General features: G+C 71.0%; 23 protein-coding genes, 2 pseudogenes and 1 riboswitch. Of the genes and pseudogenes, 12 read left to right on the top strand and 13 right to left on the bottom strand.

All coding sequences use genetic code 11. The annotated features are described in order from the left end of the window. Positions 1-25: 25 nt before the first annotated feature. Complete coding sequence (locus AB0M62_RS07955) at positions 26-2,524, bottom strand: MMPL family transporter (protein WP_366073305.1); 2,499 nt, start codon at positions 2,522-2,524, stop codon at positions 26-28. A gap of 170 nt (positions 2,525-2,694) precedes the next feature. Here AB0M62_RS07955 and AB0M62_RS07950 point away from each other — a divergent pair, with 170 nt between their 5' ends. Both AB0M62_RS07950 and AB0M62_RS07945 read left to right on the top strand, forming a co-directional pair. Beyond that, positions 2,695-3,387: a response regulator transcription factor gene (locus tag AB0M62_RS07950; RefSeq protein ID WP_366073304.1), complete on the top strand. Its 693-nt coding sequence runs from the start codon at positions 2,695-2,697 to the stop codon at positions 3,385-3,387. Continuing rightward, complete coding sequence (locus tag AB0M62_RS07945) at positions 3,384-4,817, top strand: HAMP domain-containing sensor histidine kinase (protein WP_366073239.1); 1,434 nt, start codon at positions 3,384-3,386, stop codon at positions 4,815-4,817. The genes AB0M62_RS07950 and AB0M62_RS07945 overlap by 4 nt, the downstream gene beginning before the upstream one ends. Before the next feature lie 20 nt (positions 4,818-4,837). On the opposite strand, the gene AB0M62_RS07940 is transcribed toward AB0M62_RS07945, so the two are convergent. Continuing rightward, complete coding sequence (locus tag AB0M62_RS07940) at positions 4,838-6,268, bottom strand: metallophosphoesterase (protein WP_366073238.1); 1,431 nt, start codon at positions 6,266-6,268, stop codon at positions 4,838-4,840. After that, on the bottom strand, positions 6,268-6,519 hold the full coding sequence (locus AB0M62_RS07935; RefSeq protein ID WP_366073237.1) for a hypothetical protein: 252 nt from the start codon (positions 6,517-6,519) through the stop codon (positions 6,268-6,270). Before AB0M62_RS07935 ends, AB0M62_RS07940 begins: the two co-directional genes overlap by 1 nt. Before the next feature lie 121 nt (positions 6,520-6,640). Here AB0M62_RS07935 and AB0M62_RS07930 point away from each other — a divergent pair, with 121 nt between their 5' ends. Beyond that, positions 6,641-7,882, top strand: a complete 1,242-nt coding sequence (locus AB0M62_RS07930) for a D-alanyl-D-alanine carboxypeptidase (RefSeq protein ID WP_366073236.1) — start codon at positions 6,641-6,643, stop codon at positions 7,880-7,882. On the opposite strand, the gene AB0M62_RS07925 is transcribed toward AB0M62_RS07930, so the two are convergent. The 3 genes from AB0M62_RS07925 to AB0M62_RS07915 are packed head-to-tail and all read right to left on the bottom strand — an operon-like array spanning position 7,800 to position 10,279. After that, positions 7,800-8,774, bottom strand: coding sequence for a YihY/virulence factor BrkB family protein (locus AB0M62_RS07925; RefSeq protein WP_366073234.1), 975 nt, complete (start codon positions 8,772-8,774; stop codon positions 7,800-7,802). The two genes, AB0M62_RS07930 and AB0M62_RS07925, sit on opposite strands and share 83 nt — an antisense overlap. 28 nt (positions 8,775-8,802) lie before the next feature. After that, positions 8,803-9,744: a decaprenyl-phosphate phosphoribosyltransferase gene (locus AB0M62_RS07920; protein WP_366073233.1), complete on the bottom strand. Its 942-nt coding sequence runs from the start codon at positions 9,742-9,744 to the stop codon at positions 8,803-8,805. Beyond that, complete coding sequence (locus AB0M62_RS07915; RefSeq protein ID WP_366073232.1) at positions 9,737-10,279, bottom strand: phosphatase PAP2 family protein; 543 nt, start codon at positions 10,277-10,279, stop codon at positions 9,737-9,739. Before AB0M62_RS07915 ends, AB0M62_RS07920 begins: the two co-directional genes overlap by 8 nt. Positions 10,280-10,411: 132 nt before the next feature. On the opposite strand from AB0M62_RS07915, the gene AB0M62_RS07910 reads away from it, so the two are divergent. Beyond that, on the top strand, positions 10,412-11,782 hold the full coding sequence (locus tag AB0M62_RS07910) for an FAD-binding oxidoreductase (RefSeq protein ID WP_366073231.1): 1,371 nt from the start codon (positions 10,412-10,414) through the stop codon (positions 11,780-11,782). Positions 11,783-11,897: 115 nt separating this feature from the next. Beyond that, positions 11,898-12,653 (top strand): decaprenylphospho-beta-D-erythro-pentofuranosid-2-ulose 2-reductase, encoded by a 756-nt coding sequence (locus AB0M62_RS07905; protein WP_366073230.1) that lies wholly within the window; start codon positions 11,898-11,900, stop codon positions 12,651-12,653. A gap of 129 nt (positions 12,654-12,782) precedes the next feature. On the opposite strand, the gene AB0M62_RS07900 is transcribed toward AB0M62_RS07905, so the two are convergent. After that, positions 12,783-13,364 (bottom strand): 2'-5' RNA ligase family protein, encoded by a 582-nt coding sequence (locus AB0M62_RS07900; RefSeq protein ID WP_366073229.1) that lies wholly within the window; start codon positions 13,362-13,364, stop codon positions 12,783-12,785. A gap of 152 nt (positions 13,365-13,516) precedes the next feature. Further along, complete coding sequence (trpS, locus tag AB0M62_RS07895) at positions 13,517-14,530, bottom strand: tryptophan--tRNA ligase (RefSeq protein WP_366073228.1); 1,014 nt, start codon at positions 14,528-14,530, stop codon at positions 13,517-13,519. Positions 14,531-14,575: 45 nt separating this feature from the next. Between trpS and AB0M62_RS07890 the strand changes: the two genes are divergently transcribed. The 3 genes from AB0M62_RS07890 to AB0M62_RS07880 all read left to right on the top strand — a co-directional run bounded on the left by AB0M62_RS07890 (position 14,576) and on the right by AB0M62_RS07880 (position 16,865). Beyond that, positions 14,576-15,199, top strand: a complete 624-nt coding sequence (locus AB0M62_RS07890) for a sigma-70 family RNA polymerase sigma factor (protein WP_366073227.1) — start codon at positions 14,576-14,578, stop codon at positions 15,197-15,199. Beyond that, the gene (locus AB0M62_RS07885; RefSeq protein ID WP_366073226.1) at positions 15,192-16,076 is read left to right on the top strand and encodes a hypothetical protein; all 885 of its coding nucleotides are present in this window, start codon (positions 15,192-15,194) and stop codon (positions 16,074-16,076) included. Before AB0M62_RS07890 ends, AB0M62_RS07885 begins: the two co-directional genes overlap by 8 nt. A 69-nt stretch (positions 16,077-16,145) precedes the next feature. Then, the gene (locus tag AB0M62_RS07880) at positions 16,146-16,865 is read left to right on the top strand and encodes a hypothetical protein (protein WP_366073225.1); all 720 of its coding nucleotides are present in this window, start codon (positions 16,146-16,148) and stop codon (positions 16,863-16,865) included. Between the two features lie 8 nt (positions 16,866-16,873). Here AB0M62_RS07880 and glyA read toward each other — a convergent pair whose 3' ends face one another. Then, the gene (glyA, locus tag AB0M62_RS07875; RefSeq protein ID WP_366073224.1) at positions 16,874-18,145 is read right to left on the bottom strand and encodes a serine hydroxymethyltransferase; all 1,272 of its coding nucleotides are present in this window, start codon (positions 18,143-18,145) and stop codon (positions 16,874-16,876) included. A gap of 37 nt (positions 18,146-18,182) precedes the next feature. Then, a riboswitch (ZMP/ZTP riboswitch) is annotated at positions 18,183-18,273 on the bottom strand. 120 nt (positions 18,274-18,393) lie between these two features. Between glyA and rocD the strand changes: the two genes are divergently transcribed. Next, on the top strand, positions 18,394-19,599 hold the full coding sequence (gene rocD / locus AB0M62_RS07870; RefSeq protein ID WP_366073223.1) for an ornithine--oxo-acid transaminase: 1,206 nt from the start codon (positions 18,394-18,396) through the stop codon (positions 19,597-19,599). A 63-nt stretch (positions 19,600-19,662) separates the two neighbouring features. Here the strand turns inward: rocD and AB0M62_RS07865 are convergent, their stop codons facing one another. Next, a complete protein-coding gene (locus tag AB0M62_RS07865) occupies positions 19,663-20,844 on the bottom strand; it encodes a glutathionylspermidine synthase family protein (protein WP_366073222.1) in 1,182 nt (393 codons plus the stop codon). A 40-nt stretch (positions 20,845-20,884) separates the two neighbouring features. Then, positions 20,885-21,163: a hypothetical protein gene (locus AB0M62_RS07860; protein WP_366073221.1), complete on the bottom strand. Its 279-nt coding sequence runs from the start codon at positions 21,161-21,163 to the stop codon at positions 20,885-20,887. 134 nt (positions 21,164-21,297) lie between these two features. Between AB0M62_RS07860 and AB0M62_RS07855 the strand changes: the two are divergent. Next, positions 21,298-21,811: pseudogene (locus AB0M62_RS07855) on the top strand (hypothetical protein); the annotation flags it as partial. Positions 21,812-21,953: 142 nt separating this feature from the next. Here AB0M62_RS07855 and AB0M62_RS07850 read toward each other — a convergent pair. Next, positions 21,954-23,360, bottom strand: coding sequence for a PLP-dependent aminotransferase family protein (locus AB0M62_RS07850; RefSeq protein WP_366073220.1), 1,407 nt, complete (start codon positions 23,358-23,360; stop codon positions 21,954-21,956). Positions 23,361-23,407: 47 nt separating this feature from the next. On the opposite strand from AB0M62_RS07850, the gene AB0M62_RS07845 reads away from it, so the two are divergent. Continuing rightward, positions 23,408-23,908 carry a carboxymuconolactone decarboxylase family protein gene (locus tag AB0M62_RS07845; protein WP_366073219.1) on the top strand — a complete coding sequence of 167 codons (501 nt, stop codon included), beginning with the start codon at positions 23,408-23,410 and terminating at the stop codon, positions 23,906-23,908. Between the two features lie 29 nt (positions 23,909-23,937). After that, positions 23,938-24,081, top strand: a pseudogene (locus AB0M62_RS07840) (isocitrate lyase/phosphoenolpyruvate mutase family protein); the annotation flags it as partial. A 127-nt stretch (positions 24,082-24,208) separates the two neighbouring features. Here the strand turns inward: AB0M62_RS07840 and AB0M62_RS07835 are convergent. Beyond that, positions 24,209-25,162, bottom strand: a complete 954-nt coding sequence (locus AB0M62_RS07835; protein WP_366073303.1) for an ABC transporter substrate-binding protein — start codon at positions 25,160-25,162, stop codon at positions 24,209-24,211. Between the last annotated feature and the right edge of the window lie 14 nt (positions 25,163-25,176).

Raw genomic sequence — 25,176 nt, 5'->3', positions numbered from 1 at the left:
CGGCCGACGGCCTCAACTCGCGGCCTCACTCGCGACCTCGGCCCACGGCGTCCGCCCCGGCGTCCGCGAGCACCATGTCGTGCACGAGAGGTTCCTCGCCGATCATGACGTGGGCGGCCTGCGGCTCGAAGTTCTGCGCCCTCACGGCCAGGAGGTACGAGCCGGCCGCCGGGGCGGACAGGATGTACGAACCGTCCGCCAGAGTGCCCACCCGGTCCAGCTGCCGGCCTCCCGGCGAGACCAGGGTGACGGCCGCGTCCGGGACCGGCTCGCCCTCGGACGTCCGTACGTAACCGTGCACGGCGGAGGCGGCAGCCTCCCGCGCCGCCCCAACGCGCGCCGTCTCGTCCCGCACCGACGATTCCCGGGCCAGAGCCTCGGCCGGCGCCTCCGCGGCCTGCTCGCGCGGCTCCACGGCAAGGTGCGGCAGCCGGTCGTCGAGCCGGCCGGGCAGCCACCAGTTGGACCGCCCGAGAAGATGCATCACCGCCGGTACCAGCGCCATACGCAGGATGAAGGCGTCAAGTGCGACGGCTGCCGCCAGGCCGATGCCCGCCATCGCGGCCTCCATGTCACCGCTCAGCACGAAGGCGGTGAAGACGCAGACCATGATCAGCGCCGCGCAGTTGATGACCCGGCTCGACTCGGCAAGGCCGACCCGCACGGCTCGGGCGTTGTCCTTGGTGTGCACCCACTCCTCGTGCATCCGGCTGACCAGGAACACCTGGTAGTCCGTCGAGAGGCCGAAGAGCAGCGACAGCATGATCACCGGCAGGAAGGAGGTGATCGGGCCCTCCTTGCCGATCCCCAGCGCCTCCGCGCCCCAGCCCCACTGGAAGACCGCGACGAGAACTCCGAAGGAGGCGGCCGCGGCGATCAGGTTCATCACGGCGGCGGTCAGCGGGACGACCAGACTGCGGAAGGCGATCAGCAGCAGGACGAAACCCAGGCCGATGATCGTGGCGACGAAGAGCGGGAGCCGGTCGCCGGTGACCGACGCGAAGTCCTTGAAGACCGCGGTGACTCCGCCGACGTGGACCTCGACCCCGGCCTCCGGAATCAGCTCGCCGCGCAGCGTGTCGATCAGTTCGTCCGTCTCCACCGACTGCGGCGAGGTGGTGGGCACGACCTGGACGACCGTGACCCCGCTGCCGGGCGCGGAGGGCATCGCGATGACCTGGGCGACGCCCCCGGTCGTCCTCACCTCTTCCACCAGCCCGGCCAGCGCCGCCTGTTCGGCGGCGCCGGGGGTCTCCGCGACGAGCTGCAGGGGGCCGTTGAATCCCGGTCCGAAGCCCTCCGCCAGCAGGTCGTACGCCTGTCGGGTGGTGGTCGACTCCTTGTGGTTGCCCTGGTCGGTGGCGCCGAGCCGCAGCGACAGCACGGGAATCGCGAGCGCCGCCATCACCACGACCGCGACCAGCGCGACGGACCGCGGGCGCCGCTGGACGGCGGCCGCCCAGCGGGCCGCGGCACCGCTGGACTCCTCCGGCTCCGGGCCCGTCGCGGCCAGCCTGCGCCGCTGACGCCGGCTGAGCACGCGCATCCCGAGGACGCCGAGCAGCGCGGGCAGCAGGGTGACCGCGGCCAGGACGCTCAGCACGACGGTCAGCGAGGTCGCGATCACGACACCGTCGAGGAAACGAAGCCGCATCACGAGCATGCCCGCGAGGGCGATGCACACCGTGCCGCCCGCGAACAGCACGGCGCGCCCGGAGGTGTTGAGCGCCAGGACGGCCGCATCCTGCGGCGCGGTGCCGCGCAGGACCGCCCGCCGGTGCCGGGTGACGATGAACAGCGCGTAGTCGATACCGACCCCAAGCCCGATCAGCGAGCCGAGCAGAGGCGCCACTTCAGGCACGTCGGTGACATGACTGAGCAGCGATGTAGACAGCATCCCGGTGCCCACGCCGAAGACCGCGACGACGATGGGCAGCAGCATCGAGAAGACCGAGCCGAAGGCGAGGAAGAGGACGACGGCCGCGGCGAGGATGCCCACCGCCTCGGCGATCCCGGTCGGCGGCTCCTGGACCCGGGTGATCGCCTGGCCGCCGAGCTCGACCTGGAGCCCGGCGCGCCCGGCACTCTGCGCCGTGTCGACGACGTCTTCGACGAGCGCCTTCGGTACGGCGTTCGCCTGCTCGGCGAAGGTGACCGTGGCGTACGCGATCCGCCCGTCCTCGCTGATCTGTCCCGCACCGGCCTCGTCGTACGGACTCGCCACCTCGCCGACGCCGTCGAACCCGGCGATCTGCCGCAGGGCGGGCGCGATCCGCTCGCGTACGGCCGGATCCCTGACCGTGCTGCCCTCTCCCACCCGCCACACCACGGTGTCGGTGTCGCCGGAGCGCTCCGGGAAGGCTGCCGCCATGCGGTCGTACGCCTCGGTCGAGTCGGTGTCCGGAAGGCTGAAGACGTTCGAGTAGTTGGTGCCGGCCGCGCTGCCCGCCGTACCGAGCCCGAAGAGCACGCCCACCCACAACACCAGGACCACCAGCCGGTGCTGATAGCACCACCGTGCCAAAGCCGCCACGATTCCTGCCCCTTCATCGGTCTGTTTCCCCGGGTCCGCGATCCCAGAATCGGCGGCGGAGCCGGCCCGGGGCGTCACACGGCCATGACTCTCAGGGAACTCCAAGACAGCGAGAGGCAGTTCGTACGGTCGCCGCACGGATACTGAGTGGCATGGCGGACATGACCGAAGCAGCCGCGACCGTGCTGGTCGTCGAGGACGAGCCGAGCATCGCCGACGTCCTCACCATCGCCCTGCGCTACCACCGTTTCGAGGTGACGACGGCCGGGAGCGTACGGCAGGCCACCGCGCTGGCCCGGCAGACGCGTCCCGACGCCGCGCTCCTCGATGTGATGCTCCCGGACGGCGACGGGCGGTCACTCGGCCGCGAACTGCGCGCCATACGGCCGGAGATGGCCATCGTCTTCCTCACCGCCCGTGACGCTCCGGCCGAGATCGTCGGAGGCCTCGGCCTCGGCGACGACTACATCACCAAGCCGTTCAACATCGACGAGGTGGTCGCCCGGCTGCGGGCGGTGCTGCGCCGCACCAAGCCCGCCGACGTCCTTCCGGTGCGCGCCCCGCTGCGGTACGGCGACCTGGAGTTGGACGAGGCGACGTACACGGTGCGCCGGGCGGGGCGGCCGGTGGACCTCACCCCCACCGAGTACGCGCTGCTGCGCTTCCTGGTCCGCAATGCCGGGACCGTCGTCACCAAGGAGCAACTGCTGCGCCACGTCTGGCAGTACGAGCACGAGGCCGAGTCGACGGTTGTGGAGACCTACATCAGCTATCTGCGCCGCAAGCTCGATCCGCTGGGCCCGCCCCTGATCACGACCCGGCGGGGCGTCGGGTACGGGCTGGCACCGGTATGAGGCGCCGGCACCGGGGACCGGCGTCGCTGCGCTTCAAGCTCACCGTCACCAATGTGGTGCTCCTCGCCGTCGCCGTGAGTGTCGCGATCTGCGTCAGCCTCGTCGGTATGCGCCACTACCTGCTCTCCGCGGTCGACACCGAGCTGCTCACCTCTCGGGAGGGCCTCCAGCAGGCCGGCCTCGATCTGAAGGAGATCGAGTCGCTGAGCGCGCTGGCGTCCGTACGTGACCGGCTCGCCCCCGACCGTGGGGGCGCGAGCACGCTGCCGAGCCCTGAGACCGTGTTCGTGGCGGTCGGCGACGGCGGCGGGGCGATGGACCTGGCGGGCTTCGCGCCCAGCGAACGGCAGCGCGCTCTCGCCCGCTCTGTCGAGGACCCCGCGGCGCTCGCCGCGTCGGCCGAGGCGCACGACATCCGGTTGCGCGGCGATTCGTACCGCGCGGTCGGGGCGACGCTCGACGACGGCACCACCGTCCTGATGGCGACCTCCACCGAGGCGGTGCACGCCAGCCTGCGGAAGGCGCTCCGGCTCGATGTGACGTTCGGGGTGGTCCTGCTCGGGCTGCTCGGGGTGATGACGATGATCGGCGCGCAGCACCGGCTGCGCCCGCTGGAGGACATGGTCGAGACCGCGTCCGCGATCGCGGACGGCGACCTGACCCGGCGGGTGCCGCCCAGCCGGCGTACCGCGGCCGAGGTCGACCAGCTCCGGGTCGCCCTCAACACGATGCTGCAGCAGGTCGAGTCCGCGTACGTCACACGTGAGCGCAGCGCGGCGCAGCTGCGACGCTTCGTCGCCGATGCCTCGCACGAGCTGCGTACCCCTCTCTCGGCGATCCGCGGTTATCTGCAGCTGGCCGACAAGGGCATGTTGCGTGATCCGGCCGAGCGAGCCCGCGCCCAGCGCCGGATGAACGCCGAGACCGACCGGATGAGCCGGCTGGTCGACGAGCTGCTGATCCTCGCCCGGCTCGACCAGCGGCCGGAACTGCGCCTTCGCGAGGTGGATCTGAGCCGGCTGGTGCGGGACGCGGCGGAGGATCTGCGGGCCCAGCAGCCGGAGCGTCCGGTGGGCGTCTCGGCCGACGGCGTCATGGTGGTACGGGCCGACGAGGCGGGGTTGCGGCAGGTCCTCGGCAATCTGCTGGGCAATATCCGGGTCCACACACCGGCCGGTGCCGCTGTCCGGGTGGAGCTGAGCCGCACCGGCACCAGGGTGCGGCTGCGGGTCGCGGACGAGGGCCCCGGCCTGTGCGAGGAGGACGCTGCCCGGATCTTCGACCGCTTCTTCCGTACGGGCGGCGCGGCCGGCAGCGGCCTCGGGCTGGCCATCGTGCAGGGCGTGGTGGAGGCGCACGGCGGCGGAGTGGCGGTGGAGACGGCTCCGGGAAAGGGACTGGCGGTGACGGTCAGCCTGCCGTCCGGCTGACCGTCTACGGCGGGGCTCGGTCAGGCGCGCCGTGAGGCGAGCTGTACGACCGTGATGTCGGAGGGCGCCCCGACCCGTACCGGCGGCCCCCACGCGCCGGCACCCCGCGAGACGTACAGCTGGGTGTCGCCGTACCGCTCCAGGCCGGCGAGCGTCGGATTGGCCTGGTCCGCGATGAGGTTGCCGGGCCACATCTGGCCGCCGTGGGTGTGTCCGGAGAGCTGGAGGTCGACCCCGTACTTCACCGCGTCGTGGATGACGACCGGCTGGTGCGCCAGGAGTACGGCCGCCCGGCCGCGGTCCCGGTCGCCGAGGGCGCGGACGAAGTCGGGACCGTCTCCCTCGCTCTCGCCCGCGATGTCGTTGACGCCCGCGAGATCGAATCCGGGCAGCTCGGTACGGGCGTTCTCCAGCGGGCGCATGCCCAGCTCGCGCACATGATCGATCCATGCCTGAGCGCCTGAGAAGTACTCGTGGTTGCCGGTCACGAAATACGTACCGTGGCGCGACCGGAGCCGGGCGAGCGGCTCGGCGGCGGACCCCAGGTCGGCGACGCTGCCGTCGACGAGGTCGCCGACGACGGCGACCAGATCGGGCTGGGTGGAGTTGATCGTGTCGACGATCCGCTGGGTGTGGGCGCGGCCGAGAACAGGCCCGAGGTGGATGTCGCTGACGACGGCGATCCGGAAACCGTGAGCACCGCGCGGGAGCTTGGCCAGCGGTACGGTGACCCGCTTGACGCGCGGTCCGCGCAGCACGCCGTACGTCCCGTACCCGACGGTGCCTGCCGCGACGGCGACCGCGGCACCCGCGACGGTCCGGGCCACGAAGAGCCGACGGCTGACGTCCGACGATGTTCCGGCCCCGGCGACGGCCGTCCCTGCGGGCGGCGTTGCCGGGCCTGCGGACGGCGGCGCCCCCGACGGCCGGCCCGTTCCGGCACGGTCCCGTCCGGCGGGAGCGGCGTGGTCCGCGGCAGTGGCACGGGCGGCGGTGGCGGTCGTCGAGCCGCCGCCCCCGGCCGGTACCGGCTCGTTCTCCGTCGCGGGTGCGGATGCGGCTCCGGGCCCGTCTGCTGCCCCGGACCGGGGCCCGGCGGCGCCTGCCGCCGGCTCCTTCCGGGCAGCCCTGCGCACCAGCAGATGCCGGAGCAGCGGCCGTACCGCCTCGCCGGCCAGCACCGCCAGGGTCAGATACAGCAGTACCGCCAGCCAGAGGTAACCGGGCCAGGCCAGTACCTGCTGCAGCCAGAAGGGGGCGCCGGCGCGCGCGCCCACCATCGCGCCCACGGTCAGCAGGGGCAGGACCCACACCGCGACCGTTCCGGCGCGGCGGGCCGCGCCGCCGGGTGCGGTGGTGTCACGGACGAGCCGCACCCACAGGTAGCGGTGGACGAGCACCAGCAGGGCCAGGACGGTGGCCGCGACCACCACGAACAGGGCAACGGTCATCAGGGGCGGCCGGCTTCGCGTCGGAGGGCACGCAGGCCGCGCAACCCGATGACTCCTACACCCGTCCCAAGAAGCAAGGACGTGATGGCGAGCAGCAGGTGCACCCAGAAGTATCCGGTCGGGTCACCCGCGTCGTCGAAGGCCAGACCGCTTCCGTCCGCCCACAGGTTCTTGATGAAAGTGACCCAGATGACCCAGCTCCACACCCCGAAGGCGAGCAGGAACCAGGAGAGGGGACGACTCAGCTTCATACGCTCAGTATCGTCGCCTTCCCCTGATCGGCCGCGCCGGGGTGGGCTGTCCCGGCGGCTGTCCCGGCGGGTCAAGCCACCGGTGTCCCCATCACGGTTCGTACCAGGTACGTTCTCGTCCGTGCCTGCCCTCAAAAAAATGACCGCCCCTGCGGTGACGGTCCTTTCCGCCGTGCTGCTGCCCACCTTGATCGCCGCACCCGCGCTCGCCGACGGGAAGGCCGACTCGAAACACCGCCAGCAGCCGAACCCGCCGGCCGTGATGTCCTCGGTCGGCGGCGCTCAGCTCGGCGAGCCGGGTACGCAGGTGAAGCTGGGTCCGGGGGCGCCCGTCCTGCCCATGGAGCTGAGCGGCCGTTCCTGGATCGTGGCGGACGCGGAGTCGGGCGAGGTGCTCGCCGCGCACAACGCGCACTGGCAATTGCCGCCCGCCTCCACCATGAAGATGCTCTTCGCGGACACGCTGCTGCCGCGGATGCCCAAGACCGAGACCCACTTGGTGACCGACGAGGAGCTCGCCGGCGTCGGCGCGGGCAGCAGCCTGGTGGGCATCAAGGAGGACCACACCTACACGGTGCACGACCTGTGGCTCGGCGTGTTCCTGCGCTCCGGCAACGACGCCGTGCATGTGCTGTCCGCGATGAACGGCGGGATGTCCAAGACCGTCGAGGACATGCAGAACCACGCGGAGGAGCTGCAGGCCCTCGACACGCGTGTGGTCTCGCCCGACGGTTACGACGCGCCCGGCCAGGTCAGCAGCGCGTACGACCTGACCCTGATCGCCCGCTCCGGCCTGCAGAAGAAGGACTTCCGCGAGTACTGCGCGACGGCGTCCGCCACCTTCCCCGGCGAGCAGGAGGAGGGGAAGAAGCGGTCGACGTTCGAGATCCAGAACACCAACCGCCTGCTGACTGGTGCGTACGGGCTCGACCCGTACAAGGGCATCGCGGGCGTGAAGAACGGCAGCACCACCAACGCCGGCTCCACCTTCACCGGCGTGGCGCAGCGCGGCGACCGGGTACTGCTGGTGACGGTGATGAACCCCGAGGCGAAGGAGCTGAACGCGGTCTACAACGAGACCGCGGCGCTGCTCGACTGGGGCTTCGCGGCCGCCGGCAAGGTCACCCCGGTCGGTGAGCTGGTCCCGCCCAGGACCGCGGAAGCCGCGGGCGCGTCGAAGGGCGCACCCCCGATCAAGCCGGCCGGCACGGCCCCGGCTCAGGTCACGGTCGGCTCGAAGAGCGGTTCGGCCGAGGGTGGGTTCGGTGTCGCGCTCGCGATCACGGGCGGGGTTCTGGTCGTGCTGGTCGGTGGGGTGTACCTGGGGAACCGGCGCTGGCCGTTGCGTCTTCCGCGGCGCTGACTTCAACCTCCGCCTCGGCCTTGGCCATGTCCTCGGCCGTCCGCTTCGACTGCGTCGCCGTCCAGGCGGCGCAGTACAGCAGCAGTTTCGCGGTGAAGTTGATCCACAGCAGCAGCGCGATCGGGACCCCGAAGGCGCCGTACATGCTCCGCGACGCGACGCCACTGATGTAGCTGCTGAGCAGCACCTTCAGTAGTTCGAAGCCGATCGCTCCCATCAGTCCGGCAACGATCAGCCGGTGGCGCGGCGGCTCCACCCCTGGCAGCAGCGTCAGTACGTACAGCAGGACCAGGAAGTCGGCCAGCACCGCCACCGCGAAGACCGCGACCTGCAGGAGGAACCCCCCGGGGCCGTTCTCCGAGATGCCCAGCCGGTCGGCGCTCCAGCCGATGGCCGACGACGCGACGCCGGAGGCGACGAGCGAGAGGAGGCCGGCGGCCCCCAGCCCGAGCAGGACCACGCCGTCCATCGCCTTGCGCAGGACCGGGTTGCCCTCGTCCTCGTCGTCCTTGCCCCAGACGGCCCGCAGGCAGTCCCGCATCGAGCCGACCCAGCCGATGCCCATGAACAGCAACAGGGCACCCGCGACGACGCCGATCGTTCCGGCGTTGGCCACCAGCCTCTCGAGGTCGAGCTGGTCGGAGATGCCCGGAACCTGCTCGGCGACACCGTTCTCCAGCTTCTTCAGCCTGTCGGGGGTGAGGAAGGCGGCGCCGATGGCCGCGGCCACCGTGATCAGGGGGAAGACCGCGAGGAAGCTGATGAAGGTGATCGCCGCGGCCAGCCGGGTCCAGTGGGCACGGTCGAGCGTCTCGTAGGAGCGCCAGGCGTGAGTCCGCATCAGTTTCTCCAGGAGCGGCCCCACGACCGGCAGTTTCTTCAGCCATTCCATGGGGTGCCTCTACCCCGAACGGTGCCGGTCACAGGTCCGCGACCGCGAGTCCGTACATCGCCATCCAGACGAGCCCGATGACGGCCAGCGGCCGGTCGCGCAGGACCACGTCCTCGGGGGCTCCGGCGGTGCCCCGGTCGGCGAAGACGGCATACCGCAGCACGGCGAGGATGAACGCGATCATCGACAGCTGGCGCCACGGCAGCAGGCTGCCGTTGGCGGTGCCGCCGCTCTCCAGGGCCCACAAGCAGTAGCCAAGGACTGCGACACCAGCCGCCAGCTGCCAGACGAACCGGAGGTACCCGGTGGTGTACTCGGAGAGCAGCGCGCGGGTGGCGCCCTTGCGGTCCGCCATCTGCACGGCCTCCGAGTACCGCTTGGCGGACACCATGAAGAGCGCGCCGAAGCCGGCCGTGATCAGGAACCAGCGTGACAGCGGGATGGAGAGCGCCACGCCGCCGACCATGGCGCGCATCAGGAAACCGCTGGTCACGACGGCCAGATCGACGACGAGGACGTGTTTGAGCCGGAGGCAGTAGGCGAATTGCATGGTCAGATACGCGGTGAGCAGCGCGGACGTCATCGCGTTGCAGACAACGAGTGCCGTGACGGGCACGCTCGCGGCCAGCAGCCCGCCGACGCCGTAGGCGAGCGGCACGGGGACGTGGCCGGCGGCGACCGGGCGGTGGCGCTTGACGGGGTGGGCCCGGTCGGCTTCGGCGTCACGGGCGTCGTTGACCAGGTAGACGGCGGAGGCGGCAGCCGTGAAGAGCAGGAAGACGAGGAGCAGTTGGCCGGCGGTGTGCCAGGAGCCGAGCCGGCCGGCCGCGGCGGGCGCGGCGACGACAAGGACGTTCTTCACCCACTGACGCGGCCGCGAGGTCTTCAGCACTCCCCAGGCCGTCCCCGTCCCCAGGCTCTCGGGACGCCGCGTCCGGCCGTCGAGCAGCAGGCTGCCACGTTCAGCCATCCGGGAACCTCTCCTCGCGGCCGCCGGGCTGTGGCCCGCGCATCCAGGCGGCGCCGAGCGCCGCGGTCAGGCTGCCGAGCAGCGCGCCGGCCGCGACATCCGAGGGGTAGTGCACGCCGACGACGAGTCGGGAGACACAAACCGCGGCGGCCAGCGGAGGCACCAGATGCCGCCCCGCCGGGCGCAGCGCGCCGAACGCGACCGCTGCGGCGGCGGCCGAGGTGGCGTGTGAACTGGGGAAGGAGTGCCGGCCGGCGGTACGTACGAGGGGTTCGAGGGCGGGCAGTTGCGGGCGGGGCCGCCGTACCACCCGCTTGACCGCCATGCTGGTCAGATGCGCGGCGCCGACCAGCGCCGTGCCGCGCAGCCACGATCCGCGCCGGTCACGGTCGGCGGCGGCCGCCACGAGGCCGCCGGCGAGCCACAGCGCGCCGTGTTCACCGCTCCAGGAGAGCGCGCGGGCCGCTGCCGCGACGCGGGGGTTCGTGCCGCAGTCGCGCATCGCCGACAGCAGCCGCTGGTCCAGGTCTCGCATCCGCCACCCGTGTTCCGTTTCTCCGCCCGGGCCTGCTCCGTCTGTTATGGCGATTCACGCATCATGTACTCAATCATCCCTTCTGCTGTGATGTGTTATAAATCGCCGAGTTTGAGCGATACGGTCGCCCTCATGCCCGCCGACACCACTTCCTGCGCCTCCCTCACAGGCTGGGGCCGCACCGCCCCGACCGCCGCCGCCCGGCTGGTCCGCCCCCGCAGCTATGAAGAGGCGGTGACCGCGGTACTCACCTGCGGCGCCCGGGGCGGCATCGCCCGCGGACTGGGCCGGGCCTATGGTGACGCGGCGCAGAACGCCGGCGGATGCGTGCTCGACATGACGGGGATGGACCGGATCCGCACGATCGACGCCGAGGCGGGCGTCGTCTCCTGCGACGCCGGAGTGAGCCTGCACCGGCTGATGGAAGTCCTGCTGCCGCTGGGCTGGTTCGTGCCGGTGACGCCGGGGACCCGGTACGTCACCGTCGGCGGCGCGATCGGCGCCGACATCCACGGCAAGAACCACCACGTGTCCGGCTCCTTCGCCCGGCACGTCCTTTCGCTGGACCTGCTCACTGCCGACGGCGACGTACTGGCCGTGCCGCGCGGCACCGAACTGTTCGACGCAACCGCGGGCGGGATGGGCCTGACGGGCGTCATTCTGGGGGCCACGGTCCAGTTCCACCCGGTCGAGACGTCCCTGATGTCGGTGGACACCGAACGCGCTTCCGGCCTGGACGACTTGATGGCCCGTCTGGCCGACAGCGACAACCGCTACCGCTACTCGGTGGCATGGATCGATCTGCTGGCCCGCGGTACGTCCATGGGCCGCTCGGTGATCACACGCGGAGAGCACGCTCCGCGGGACGCACTTGCCGGTCTGGCGAAGCGCGCCCGCCGCGCGCCCCTCGCCTTCCGGCCCGGGCGGCTTCCGCCGGCGCCCGCCCTCTTTCCCGGGGGGCTGCTGGGGCGCACGTCGGTGGGCCTGTTCAACGAGTTCTGGTACCGGCGGGCGCCGAAGTCGCGTGCGGGCGAACTCAAGGCGATCCCGTCCTTCTTCCACCCCCTGGACGGCGTCCCGCACTGGAACCGGATCTACGGGCGCGGCGGCTTCGTGCAGTACCAGTTCGTCATCGGGTACGGACACGAGGACGCCCTGCACCGCGTCGTGCGGCGGATCTCCGGCCGGCGCTGCCCCTCGTTCCTGGCCGTGCTCAAGCGCTTCGGCACGGGCGACCCGGGCTGGCTCTCCTTCCCGGTGCCCGGCTGGACCCTGGCCCTGGACATTCCGGCGAACCTGCCCGCTCTCGGCCCCTTTCTCGACGAGCTGGACGAGGAGGTGGCGGCCGCCGGCGGCCGGGTGTACCTCGCGAAGGACTCCCGGCTACGGCCCGACCTGCTCGCCGCGATGTACCCGCGCGTGGACGAATTCCGCGCTCTGCGGGCCGAGCTGGACCCGGAGGGGGTCTTCATGTCCGATCTGGCCCGCCGGCTCGATCTCTAGGGCGTGTACCGACACCGTCTCGATCTCCCGCTCGGCCTCCGCCGCTCCGACTCGACCTCCGCCCTCCGACTCGACTCCTACTCGACCTCCGTCTCGCTCTCCAGGGGAGTTCACCATGAAGGACGCCTTCGGCACCCCGCAGTCCCTGCTCGTCCTCGGCGGCACGTCCGAGATCGGGCTCGCCACCGCACGTCGGCTGGTGGCCCGCCGCACCCGGACCGTCTGGCTGGCGGGCCGTCCGTCCGCAGGCCTCGAAGCGGCCGCGGAAGAGCTGCGCGACCTGGGCGCGGACGTCCGTACGGTCGCGTTCGACGCGCTGGACCCCGCCGGTCACGAGCCCCTACTGGGCAAGGTGTTCGCCGAAGGCGACATCGACATGGTGCTGCTTGCCTTCGGCATCCTCGGCGATCAGGTGCGGGACGAGAACGAGCCCCTCTCGGCGATCGCGGTCGCGCAGACCAACTACACCGGCGCGGTGTCGGCGGGCCTGGTGTGCGCCTCGGCGCTGCGCCGCCAGGGGCACGGCTCGCTGGTGGTGCTCTCGTCGGTGGCCGGCCAGCGGGCCCGGCGCGCGAACTTCATCTACGGATCGAGCAAGGCGGGCCTGGACGCCTTCGCGCAAGGGCTGGGGGACGCTCTGCACGGCACGGGGGTGCAGGTGATGGTCGTACGGCCCGGGTTCGTCCGGTCGAGGATGACCGCGGGGATGGTGGAGGCGCCGCTCGCCACGACGCCGGAGGCGGTGGCGGAGGCGATCGAGCAGGGGCTCCGGCGGCGCTCGGAGACGGTGTGGGTGCCGGGAGCGATGCGGCTGGTGATGTCGGCGCTGCGGCATATGCCGCGACCGTTGTTCCGGAAGCTGCCGGTGTGAGCCGGGTGGTAGCCGGCGTGGGGCCCGGGAGACGGGCCTTCGTGGGCGGCCCAGGAGAGGGCTCCTCGTGAACGGGCCCGGGAGAGGGGCCTGTGCGCCGGCGCGCCTGTTACGGCTGCCGGACACCGGCTACGGCTGGAGGGTCCGCTCGTCCATGTGGGGGCACTGCGCCGGCACTCCGGACGGGCCGGTGCCGAAAGGGTAGTCGCGCAGCTTGCGCCAGATCCCGTCCGTGCCCTGCTCGTACAGCGCGAAACCGTTCGACGTCCAGGACGCCTCGTAGTCGGCCAGCTCCGCGTACGCCCGGTCCATCGCCTCCTCGGCGATGCCGTGCGCGACGGTCACATGCGGGTGGTACGGGAACTGCAGCTCCCGCGGAAGCGGGCCGCCCGCGGCACGGATCTGCTTCTGCAGCCAGTCGCAGGACGAGGCGCCCTCCACGACCTGGACGTAGACCACCGGCGACAGCGGGCGGAAGGTGCCGGTCCCGGAGAGCCGCATCGTGAAGGCGCGGCCGACGGCCGCGACCTGCGCGAGGTGCGTACGGATCTCCGGGAGCGCGGATTCGTCCACCTGGGTCGGCGGGAGGAGGGTGACATGGGTGGGGATGCCGTGCGCGGCAGGGTCCCCGAAGCCCGCGCGCAGCTCCTGGAGCAGGCTGCCGTACGGCTCCGGGACCGCGATCGAAACGCCGAGCGTTACGGTCCCCACTTGCTTCTCCTCAGTGGTGTGGTGTGCGGTGCAGTGCCGTCAGTGTGGCGGTTGCACCGCCACACTGGCCAGGGTCCTCGGTCGGTGCGTGATTCGGTACGTTTCGGGGCGTGATTCAGGTCTCGCTTCCGGCTCGCGTTGCCCGTTCCCGATCAGTGCTTCGCGGGGAGGAAGCCCATCCTGTCGTAGGCCTGGGCAAGGGTCTCCGCGGCGACCGCGCGGGCCTTCTCCGCTCCCTTGGCCAGGATCGAGTCCAGCGTCTCAGGATCGTCCAGGTACTCCTGCGTGCGGGTCCTGAACGGTGTGACGAACTCGACCATCACCTCGGCGAGGTCGGTCTTCAGCGCACCGTAGCCCTTGCCGGCGTACTTCTGTTCCAGATCCGCGATTCCGGTATCGGTGAGCGTTGAGTAGATGGTGAGGAGATTGCTGACGCCCGGCTTCTGCTCGGCGTCGAAACGGATCTCGGTGCCCGTGTCCGTAACCGCGCTTTTGACCTTCTTCGCGGTCACCTTGGGCTCGTCGAGCAGGTTGATCAGGCCCTTGGGGGTCGATGCCGACTTACTCATCTTGATCGACGGGTCCTGGAGGTCGTAGATCTTCGCGACCTCCCTGACGATGTGCGGCGCCGGGATGCGGAAGGTGTCGCCGTAGCGGCTGTTGAAACGGTCCGCGAGGTCGCGGGTCAGCTCGATGTGCTGGCGCTGGTCCTCACCGACCGGGACGGAGTCGGCCTGGTACAGCAGGATGTCCGCGACCTGCAGGATCGGATACGTGAAGAGGCCGACGGTGGCGCGGTCGGCACCCTGCCTGGCGGACTTGTCCTTGAACTGGGTCATGCGGGAGGCCTCGCCGAACCCGGTGAGGCAGTTCATGATCCAGCCGAGCTGGGTGTGCTCGGGGACGTGACTCTGGATGAAGAGGGTGCACCGCTCGGGGTTCAGGCCGGCAGCGAGCAGCTGGGCCACGGCGAGCCGGGTGTTGGCACGAAGCTCCGCCGGCTCCTGCGGAACGGTGATCGCATGCAGGTCCACGACCATGTAGAACGCGTCGTGGGTCTCTTGCAGCGCCACGTACTGGCGGATCGCACCGAGGTAGTTCCCGAGGTGGAACGAACCTGCGGTGGGCTGGATACCGGAGAGCGCGCGAGGACGATCAGAGGCCATGAACTCATTCTCTCAGGTGCGGAACCGATCTCCGGCCTCCGGTGTATGAAAGGTGTGAGGACGCGGGAGGGGACGCGGGAGGGGGGCCTCATCGGTACGGATGACGCCGCGGTGATCGCGCGCGTGCGCTCGGGCGAGGCCGAGGCGTACGCGGAACTGGTGCGTGCCTATACGGGCATGGCGCTCCGGGCGGCCGTGGCGTTCGGAGCCGGTGCGGACGCGGAGGACGTGGTGCAGACGGCCTTCTTCAAGGCGTACCAGTCACTGGGGCGCTTCAGGGAGGGCGGGGCGTTTCGCCCCTGGTTGCTACGGATCGTCGTGAATGAGACGAGGAACACAGTGCGGTCGGCGGTGCGGCTGCGGACGGCGGTCGGGCGGGAGGCGGCGATGTCCGAGGCCGAGCCGCTGATACCGGAGTCGTCGGACCCGGCGGTCGCGGCGCTGGAGGAGGAGCGACGGGTGCTGCTCCTGGCCGCCCTTGACGAGCTGGGCGCGGAGCAGCGGCAGGTCGTCACCTGCCGGTATCTGCTGGAGATGGACGAGGCGGAGACGGCCGAGGCACTGGGCTGGCCGCGGGGCACGGTGAAGTCCCGGCTGAACCGGGCGCTGCGGAAGCTGGAGCGGATCCTGCCGCAGGCCGCACGGGTGGGAGGTGACGAGCGTGAGTGAGCGGGAGCGGGAGCGGGAGCCGGAGCGGGAGCGGGGGGCTGGACCGGAGCCGGGGCCTGGTGGGGCGGCGGGGGGCGGCGGGCTGCCTGCGGAGTTGCGGGCGCTCGGGCGCCGGCTGGACGTGCCCGACGTGGGCGGCGAGTCGATGGCCGAGCGGGTCCTCGCGCAGATCATCGCCGAGTCCGTCCCTGTGCCGCTGCCGGAGCCGGAGGCGGGCGCGAAGCCACCACGGCGCCGGAGGCGGGCGTGGGCGTGGGCGTGGGCCCGGCGACGGTGGCGCTCACTGACGGCCGGGCTCTGCGGGGTGCTGGCCGTGCTGGCCCTCACTCCCCCGGTACGAGCGGCGGTGGCCGACTGGTTCGATTTCGGCGGGGTCGAGGTCCGGTACGACCCGTCGGCCACTCCGGGCACGGACGACCCCGCGGTTCCCGGCTGCGATGGACTCCCGGTGCGGGAGGCCGCGCGGCGGGCGGGCTTCGAGCCGATGCTGCCGGGCCTCCTGGGGGCGCCGGACGGGGCGTCGGTGTCGCAGGACAGGAAGGTGCTGTCGCTGTGCTGGCGGACGACGTCCGGCGGAACCATCCGCGTCGACCAGTTCCCCGCGGCCATCGACCCGGCGTTCGCGAAGATGGCGCCCTACCGGCCCGAGTGGGTCTCGCCGGCCGGCGGCGGGGTGGGGCTCTGGTACCCGGAGCCCCACCTCCTCGCGTTCACCCTGCTGGACCGGACGGGCCGTCCGTACAGCCAGTCGATGCGCCCCGTCGGGCCGTCGCTGCTGTGGCAGCACAGCGAGACGCTGACGCTGAGGCTGGAGGGCGTGCCGGACAAGACACGCGCCCTCGACATCGCGGATTCTTTCGGCCGACCGGGAACCTGACGCGGCCGAGCGGTGTACCAGAAGTGACCCGGTACGGACGGTCCGTGCCGGAGGTCGTCTGGGGGACCCATGCGATTGCTACGGCGGCTTGCCGCCACCCCGGCGGCGGCTCTCGCCCTAGGCCTCGTGCTCGCGCCCGGGGCGGTGGCCGGCGGACCCACCAGCGTCATCGTCGTCTCGCCCAACAGCGGCGAGGCCACGGCGCTGTACCACAGCGCCGCTGGCTACGGGCAGTTGGAGAAGCTTCTCGGGCAGGTGGGTGAGAGCGGGCCGAGCACCCAACCGGACGAGGCCGAGGCCGCGTTGACGAAAGGCGGGCCGGCGCGTCAGCTGAACATGACCTGGCTGATCCACGACGTTTCGGTGTGGCGGGTCGACCGGGTCTTCGTGCCGAAGACCGGGCCGGTCTGGATCAACACGAGTACGACCGCGCCCCGGCTGGACGAGGGGTTCTGGCACAAGGCCGAGTCTCCGGACAAGCTGCGCGGACTGCTGCGGAGCATCGGTGTGCTGGGCGAGCTCACTGATTCGGAGCCGGGCGGCATGTTCTACCCACCCGACTTCGCCGAGGGCCGGGGGCCGACGACACACACGGAGAAATCGGAGGAGACCGCGGCCGAGGCAGCGGTGGTGACGTCCCGGGACGAGTCCGCCGAGTGGTGGTGGCTGATACCGGGGCTCGTGCTAGGACTTGCCGTCGGCGGGGGCGGTTCCGTTCTGTTCCGCCGCTGGGCGGCCCGGCCGGAGACTCCCCCGCCGGGACCGCGGCAGCAGCTGCTGGACGCGTGAGCAGCCTGTCAGTCGGTGGACAGACCCGGCGCCGGGAAGTCGGCCATCAGGGCGGCGACCTCGGCACGGATCGTGGCCAGGGCGTCCTCGTCGCCGGCGCGGGCGGCGATGACGCCCCGGTCGATCCAGTTGGCGACCGCCGGCATGTGCTCCACGCCGAGCCCGCGCGAGGTGAGCGAGGGGGTGCCGATACGGATGCCTGACGGGTCGAACGGCTTCCTGGGGTCATAGGGGACGGTGTTGTAGTTGACGACGATTCCTGCCCGGTCGAGGGCCTTGGCCGCGACCTTGCCCGGGACGTCCTTGGGAGTGAGGTCCATCAGGATCAGATGGTTGTCGGTGCCGCCCGACACCAGGTCGAAACCGCGCGCCAGCAGCGCGTCGGCAAGTGCCCTGGCATTGGCGACCACCGCGTGCGCGTAGGTACGGAAGGAGGGCTGTGCGGCCTCGTGGAGAGCCACCGCCACGGCGGCCGTGGTCTGGTTGTGCGGGCCGCCCTGGAGACCGGGGAAGACAGCCTTGTCGATGGCCTTGGCATGCTCTTCCCGGCACATGAGCATCGCGCCGCGCGGACCGCGCAGGGTCTTGTGCGTGGTGGTGGAGATGACGTCCGCGTGCGGGACCGGAGACGGGTGGGCGCCGCCCACGATCAGTCCGGCGATATGGGCGACATCGGCGACCAGCACCGCACCGGCCTCGCGGGCGATCTCCGCGAAAGCGGCGAAGTCGATGGTGCGAGGGAGGGCTGTACCACCGCAGAAGATCAGCTTCGGCCGTTCCTTGAGGGCCAGTTCGCGCACCTCGTCGAAGTCGATCAGGCCGGTGTCCTGGCGGACGCCGTACTGGACGCCGCGGAACCACTTGCCGGTCGCCGAGACGCCCCAGCCATGGGTGAGGTGACCGCCCATCGGGAGGGCCATGCCCATCACCGTGTCACCCGGATCGGCGAAGGCGAGGTAGACGGCGAGGTTGGCGGGCGAGCCCGAGTACGGCTGGACGTTGGCGTGCTCGACGCCGAAGAGCGCCTTCGCGCGCGCGACGGCGAGGAGTTCCACCTGGTCGATGTTCTGCTGGCCCTCGTAGTAACGGCGGCCCGGGTAGCCCTCGCTGTACTTGTTCTGCAGGACCGTGCCGGCGGCCTCCAGCACGGCCTGGGAGACGTAGTTCTCACTGGGGATGAGCCGCAGAGTCTCGGCCTGAAGTAGTTCCTCGGCGCCGACGAGAGCGGCGATGTCCGGGTCCGTGGCGGAGAGGGCGGGGTGGGGCAGGGGCAGAGTCATGGCGTCCTCCGGGACGATCGGGTTTCCGGTCGTGGTCCCGGGGTGCCCAGGCGGGCGGCACCTCGTGATGGTGGCCGCACACGGCTTCCTCGGGGTCGTTTCCCCGCGCGCCAGTCGCCGTGCGCAGTGTTCATTTTACCGGGCTCGTCGTACACCGAAGGTTTCTTTCCAGGTCCGAAGAGCGACGATAGAAAGGGGCGCGAATCCCACCCCACACCGGATGGTCTGTCCCGACGATCGGAGAACCCGTGTCGACTACGGCGTCTGCCATCGCCTCCGCCGAGGCTCACAGCGCGCACAACTACCACCCGCTGCCCGTCGTCGTCGCTTCCGCGGACGGTGCCTGGATGACCGATGTCGAGGGACGGCGTTACCTCGACATGCTCGCCGGCTACTCGGCACTCAATTTCGGCCACGGCAACCGGCGTCTCATCGACGCGGCCAAGGCGCAGCTGGAGCGGGTCACGCTCACCTCGCGGGCCTTCTACCACGACAGGTTCGCGGACTTCTGCACACAGCTCGCCGAGTTGTGCGGCATGGAGATGGTGCTGCCGATGAACACGGGCGCGGAGGCGGTGGAGACCGCCGTGAAGACCGCCCGGAAGTGGGGGTACAGGGTCAAGGGCGTGATGGACGGCCGGGCGAAGATCATCGTGGCCGGGAACAACTTCCACGGCCGCACGACGACCATCGTCAGCTTCTCCACGGATCACGAGGCCCGGGCGGACTACGGTCCGTACACGCCGGGCTTCGAGATCGTTCCCTACGGTGACCTGACCGCGCTCGAGGCGGCGATGACCGAGAACACGGTGGCCGTGCTGCTGGAGCCGATCCAGGGCGAGGCCGGCGTGCTGGTGCCGCCCGCCGGATACCTCGAGCGGGTACGGGCGTTGACCCGCGAGCGGAACGTCCTGTTCATCGCTGACGAGATCCAGTCCGGTCTCGGCCGCACCGGGAAAACGTTCGCGTGCGAGCACGAGGGAGTCGTGCCCGACATGTACGTGCTGGGCAAGGCGCTCGGCGGCGGTGTAGTACCGGTCTCGGCCGTCGCGTCCTCGGCCGAGGTCCTCGGTGTGTTCCGGCCCGGCGAACACGGCTCCACGTTCGGCGGCAACCCTCTCGCCTGCGCCGTCGCGCTGGAGGTCATGGCGATGCTGCGCACCGGCGAGTACCAGCAGCGCGCCACCGAACTCGGCGACCACCTCCACCGCGAGCTGGGGCTGCTGGTGGGCGGCGGCGCGGTGGAGGCGGTACGCGGGCGTGGGCTATGGGCCGGGGTGGACGTCACGCCGAGCCATGGGACCGGCCGGGAGATCTCGGAGAAGCTGATGGACCGGGGAGTGCTGGTGAAGGACACCCACGGATCCACGATCCGGATCGCCCCGCCGTTGGTGATCAGCAAGGAGGACCTGGACTGGGGCCTCGACCAGCTCCGGGCGGTGCTGGAGGTGTGACACGGAGGGCGGCCTCCCGAAGGGTGTGACTCCTCGGGAGGCCGCTTCCCGGGCGGCGTCCGCTTAGAGAATCACGTGCGGGAGGAACCGCGCGTACTCGTCCGTGATCAGCCCGGACGACTCCCGGATGCCGAGCCCTGCCGCCTCGTCCTCGACGACCCACGCACCGAGCACCACGCGGTTGCCGTCGAAGTCGGGCAGCGGGGCCAGCTCCTGGTAGCAGCACGGCTCGCCACGCAGCACCGGGTCGGCGCCGGGCTCGTGGACGGTGACGCCCGCACCCTCGCGGCCCAGCAGCGGCTTTGCCACGTAGCCGCGTTCGCGGGCGAGTTCGCGCGGGCCGTCCAGGTACGCGGGCAGCAGATTCGGATGGCCGGGGTAGAGCTCCCACAGCACGGCGAGCAGCGCCTTGTTGGACAGCAGCATCTTCCAGGCCGGCTCGATCCAGCAGGTGGTGCCGGTGGAGCCGCCGTTGTCGAGGGTGTCCAGGACATACGAACCGAAACGGTCGGTGGTGAGCCACTCCCACGGATAGAGCTTGAAGCAGCTGCGGATGAAACGGAGCCGTTCGTCGACGAAGCGGCCGGACAGCCGGTCCCAGCCGATCCGTTCGACCGAGAGGGCCTCGGTGGCGAGTCCGGCCTGCTGGGCGGTCTCGCGCAGGTACGCGACGGTCATCAGGTCTTCGCCGAGCTCGTCACCGTCCGAGTGCACGAAGTGCACGGGACCGGGCGGCAACAGGTCCGCCTGCCGCTTCCACGCCTCCACGAGCCGCTCGTGGAGGGAGTTCCACTGGTCGGCGCCGGGGAACCTTTCCTCCATCCAGAACCACTGCGGACTCGCCGCCTCGACCAATGAGGTGGGGGTGTCGGCGTTGTACTCCAGCATTTTGGCCGGGCCGCGGCCGTCGTACCGGAGGTCGAACCGGCCGTAGAGGGACGGCAGTTCGGCGCGCCGCCGCCAGGACTCGGCGATCCGGCGGGCCAGCCTCGCGTCGGTTATGCCGAGGTCGGCGAATCGGTCGCGCGCGACGATGTGCTCGGCCGCGGCCAGGCACATCGCGTGCAACTCCTCGACCACGTCCTCCAGCGCCTCGACCTCGGGCAGCGAGAAGGAGTAGTAGGCGCTCTCGTCCCAGTACGGGCGCAGTGCACCGTCCGGGTGACGGGTGAGGGGGTAGATGAGCCCCTGCTCCTCGACGGTCTGCTGCCAGCCGGGCCGGGGTTCGATGGTGTGGCGCTTCATCGAGTCGTACGTCTCAGTCGTCGCAGTGGTCTCAGCGGGCTCAGCCGCCGCCGGAACCGGAGCTGCCGAAGCCGCCGCGGTCGACCGCCGACTTGTCGTAACTGCCGCCCGATATCTTGCCGTTGTTCACCGAGCCGCCGTAGTAGTACCGGCCCGAGCCGTCGCTGTCCTCGCACTCGTAGTCGGGCAGCTCTTCCTGCGTCACCGGGTCAACGCAGCGCTCGTCCGGCTCGGATCCACAGGACGTCAGCATCGCCGCGAGCACGCCCATGCCACCGAGCACGACCGTGCCCGACCTGAACTTCTTCCGCACAGCCATGCCTCGGCGTCCCCAGTCCTGTTGTGTACGTGCATATGGCCATCGACCGCCGCTCAGACTAGAGGGCTCTCCCGCGCCGTCGGAATCCGGCTGCGCATTCCCTCCTCCTCTACAGTCGCTTCGTACTTCTTGGAATGATTTGCGCGCTGGGATCCGCGGTCTGCTTCGGTACGGCCTCCGTCCTTCAGGCGGTCGCGGCCCGCGCTGCCCAGCCGGCCTCACGCTCGACGGCCTCGGATTCGTCTTGCAGATCATCGCCCTGCGCTCGATCCCCACCTACGCGGTGGGCGCCGCCCTCGCCACGAGTCTCGCGGTCACCGCCGTGGTCGCGGCCCGCCTCCTCCATGCGCGGCTCAGCGCCACCGAATGGGGAGCGGTCGGTGTCGTGGGCTCGGCCGCCCTGAGGTGGGCGGTGCTCGGCGCGGCCTTCGGTGTCCTGCTGGTCGGCGCGGCGGCAGGGCGGCTTCCGGACCGCCCCCGGGCGCTGGCTCTCGGCCTGGGCGCGGGCACCGGCTTCGGCGTGGTCGAGGTCTCGGTGCGGCTGATCGACACCGTCTCCCCCACCACCCTGCTCGCCAATCCGGCGCCCTCCTGGTGGGCGGCGGCGCGGCCTTCCTCCTGCTCACCTCGGCCCTCCAGCGCGGCTCGCGGGCGCCCTGACCCTGGCGCGCTTCGGAGAGACCCCAGGCGTGAGACCGGCTACAGGCCGGAGGCAGGGGGCACGGCTACGGGCCGGAGTCACGAGCAGGAGCCACGGGGCCGGAGCCACGGGCCGGAGCGGAAGAAGTCCCTAGGGCAACGCCCGGCACAGTGCGTCCAGGGTGCCCGTCCAGGCGCTGTCCGGCGGTGTCGCGTACCCGACGACCAGCGCGTCGCGCGCCGGCACTGTCGATGCCTGGTGGCGGAAGCGGGACAGGCCGACGAGTGCGAGGCCCTGCCAGGCCGCGGCCTGGATCACCGACCGCTCGGTGCCGGGCGGCAGTTCGACCACGGCGTGCAGACCGGCGGCGATCCCGGTGACCTGCAGTCCGGGTGCACGTTCGGCAAGAGCCGCGACGAGCTGGTCGCGGCGCCGCCGGTAGCGCAACCGCATGCTGCGGACATGACGGTCGTACGCGCCGGACGCCATGAACTCCGCCAGGGTCAGCTGGTCCAGCGCACCGCACACCCAGTCTGTCTCCCCCTTCGCCTCGGCCACCTCGTCGGCCAGGTGCGCGGGCAGCACCATCCAGGCGAGCCGCAGGCCGGGCGCGAGTGACTTGCTGGCCGTGCCGAGGTAGACCACGCGGTCCGGGTCGAGTCCCTGGAGAGCGCCGACGGGCTGGCGGTCGTAGCGGAATTCGCCGTCGTAGTCGTCCTCCAGGATCAGCCCGCCCGTGGAGCGCGCCCAGTCCACGGCGGCGGCGCGCCGGTCCGGCGGCAGCGGTACGCCGACCGGGTACTGGTGCGCCGGTGTCATCAGCACCGCGCCCGCGTGCCGCAGGGCGCCCAGCTCCCCGGTGCGGGTGCCGGTGGCGTCGAAGGGCAGCGCCGGGATGCGCAGCCCCGCGTCGGTGAGCAGGTTCCAGTGGATGTCCAGGCCGTACGACTCCACGGCGACGTCCCGCACCCGCCGCTGCCGCAGAACCTTGGCGATCAGCATCAGCCCGTGCACGAACCCCGAGCAGGTGACGATGCGTTCCGGCTCCGCGTAGACGCCACGGGCCCGCGCCAGATACCCGGCCAGCACCTCACGCAGCTCGATGCGGCCACGGGGATCGCCGTATCCGAAGGCGTCGTTGGGCGCGGCGGTCAGTGCCCGGCGGGCCGCCGCCAGCCAGGCCGTACGCGGAAAGGCGGCCAGGTCGGGTGAGCCGGGCATCAGACTGTAAGCGGGCCGGAGCACCGCCGCACGGCGGGGGCCGGACCGGGCTGCGGCCGTCCGGCGCGGTACGGAGCGCGCGGCCACCCGGGTGCCCGAACCCTGCCGCGCGGTCAGCCAGCCCTCGGCGACCAGTTCGGCGTACGCGTCGGCGACGGTGTTGCGGGCAATGCCCAGGTCCGCCGCGAGCGAGCGGGACGACGGCAGCCGCGTACCGGGCGCCAGCCGCCCGGTACGGACGGCCTCGCGCAGCGCGTCCATGAGCCCCGCACGCAACCCGGAACCGGAGAGTTCAAGATGCAGGTCCGCGCCGAAGGTGGCCCAGGATTCCGTCATGGAATTGGACCATACCGGTGTGTGAATTGGTCCGTAGGGTGATCTCCATGACGACCGACGAGAACACCGTGTACGCGCCCGAGCACACACCCCGCCTCCCGTGGGCGAAGCTCGCCCCAGAGGTCTACAAGGCCATGATCAGCCTCGATGCTGCCGCCGGGAAGGGCCTCGATCCGGTGCTCCTCGAACTGGTGAGGATCCGCGCCTCGCAACTCAACCACTGCGCTTTCTGCCTCGACATGCACACCAAGGACGCGTTCGCGGCCGGCGAGACGGTCGAGCGGGTGGTCCAGCTAAGCGCGTGGGAGGAGTCACGGCACTTCTACACCGCGAAGGAGATCGCGGCGATCGAACTCACCGAGGCGGTCACCGTCCTCACGGAGGGCTTCGTTCCGGACGAGGTGTACGAGAGGGCCGCCAAGCACTTCGAAGAGGCCGAACTGGCCCGGCTGATCGCGGCCATCACTGTCATCAACTCCTGGAACCGCTTCGCCGTGACCACCCGCATGGTCCCGGGCCACTACACCCCCGGTGCCTACAAGCACTGAGCAGGGCGTTCCGTATGACCACGCACGACATGACGACGCACGACGCAGGAGGGCCGGCCGCGACGCTCCGCGCGCTGCACCACGGCCGCCGGGCCTCCGATCCGCTCGTCCTGCCCGGCCCCTGGGACGCGGCCTCCGCGCGGGTGTTCGCCGAGGCCGGGTTCCCCGCACTCCAGCGGCGCGCGATGGCCGCCGTACAGCGGATCGCGCAGGAGCTGCTGCCTCCGAGGGACTGAGCCTGACACGTACGAGGGGGAGCGGCCGCACCGGCACGCTCCCCGCCCGTGTCCCGACTGCCGGCTACTTCTTCGGCAGCCACGCCTTCCAGGTGGACTCGTTGGCCTTGACCCACTTCTCGGCCGCGGCCTCCGGCGACAGCTTCTCGCCGGCGATCATCAGCGCCACCTCGTTCTGCTGCTCGGTGGTCCACTTGAAGTTCTTCAGGAACTGCGCCGCCTCGCCCCCGTCCTTCGCGAAGTCCGCGTTGAAGAACTTCTGCAGCGGCGTGTTCGGGTAGGCGCAGGCGACCTTCTTCGGGTCGGCGTCACAGCCCTCCTTGTACTCGGGCAGCTTCACCTCCACCATCTCGACCTGCGCGTTGAGCCACTGCGGAGTCCACCAGTAGGTCAGGAAAGGCTTCTTGGCCTGGGCGTTCTTCTTGATCTCGGTGATCTGGGCGGCCTCGGAGCCCGCGTACTTCGTCTTCAGGTTCAGCTTCAGGTTGCTGATGATCGCGTCGTCGTGGGTGACGTAGTCCGGCGAGCCCTCCAGCAGCTGTCCCTTGCCGCCGCTCTCCCCCGTCTGCAGGTCCTTGGCGTACTTGTTGAGGTTCTTCCAGTCGGTGACATCGGGGTTCTCGTCGGCCCAGTACTTCGGAACGAACCAGCCGATGTGGCCGGTGACGCCGAGGTCGCCGCCCTTGACGACCGTCTTCTTGTCCTCGACGTAGCTCTTCTCCTGCTTGGGGTGGCCCCAGTCCTCCAGGATCGCGTCGATGTCGCCCTTGGCGAGCGCGTCCCAGGCCAGCACCTCGCCCATCTGCTGGGTCTTGACCTGGTAGCCGAGTTCCTTCTCCAGGATGTGTTTCGCCACGGCCGTGTTGGCCTCCGCGCCGACCCACGAAGGGACGGTCAGCCTGACCGTCTTGTCTCCGCCGACGTCGTCCTTCTTGCCGGTCTCGGCGGCGCCGCACGCGCTGAGGAGGAGGATGCCGAGGACTGAGACGCCGGCGGTGAGGAGGTGGCTTCTGCGCATGGGGAACTGGTCTC

The organism is Streptomyces sp. NPDC051219 (genome assembly GCF_040682335.1).
Classification (GTDB): Bacteria; Actinomycetota; Actinomycetes; order Streptomycetales; family Streptomycetaceae; genus Streptomyces.
Note: the sequence above shows the minus strand (reverse complement) of the source record. Positions and strands in the feature narration are given on the sequence as shown.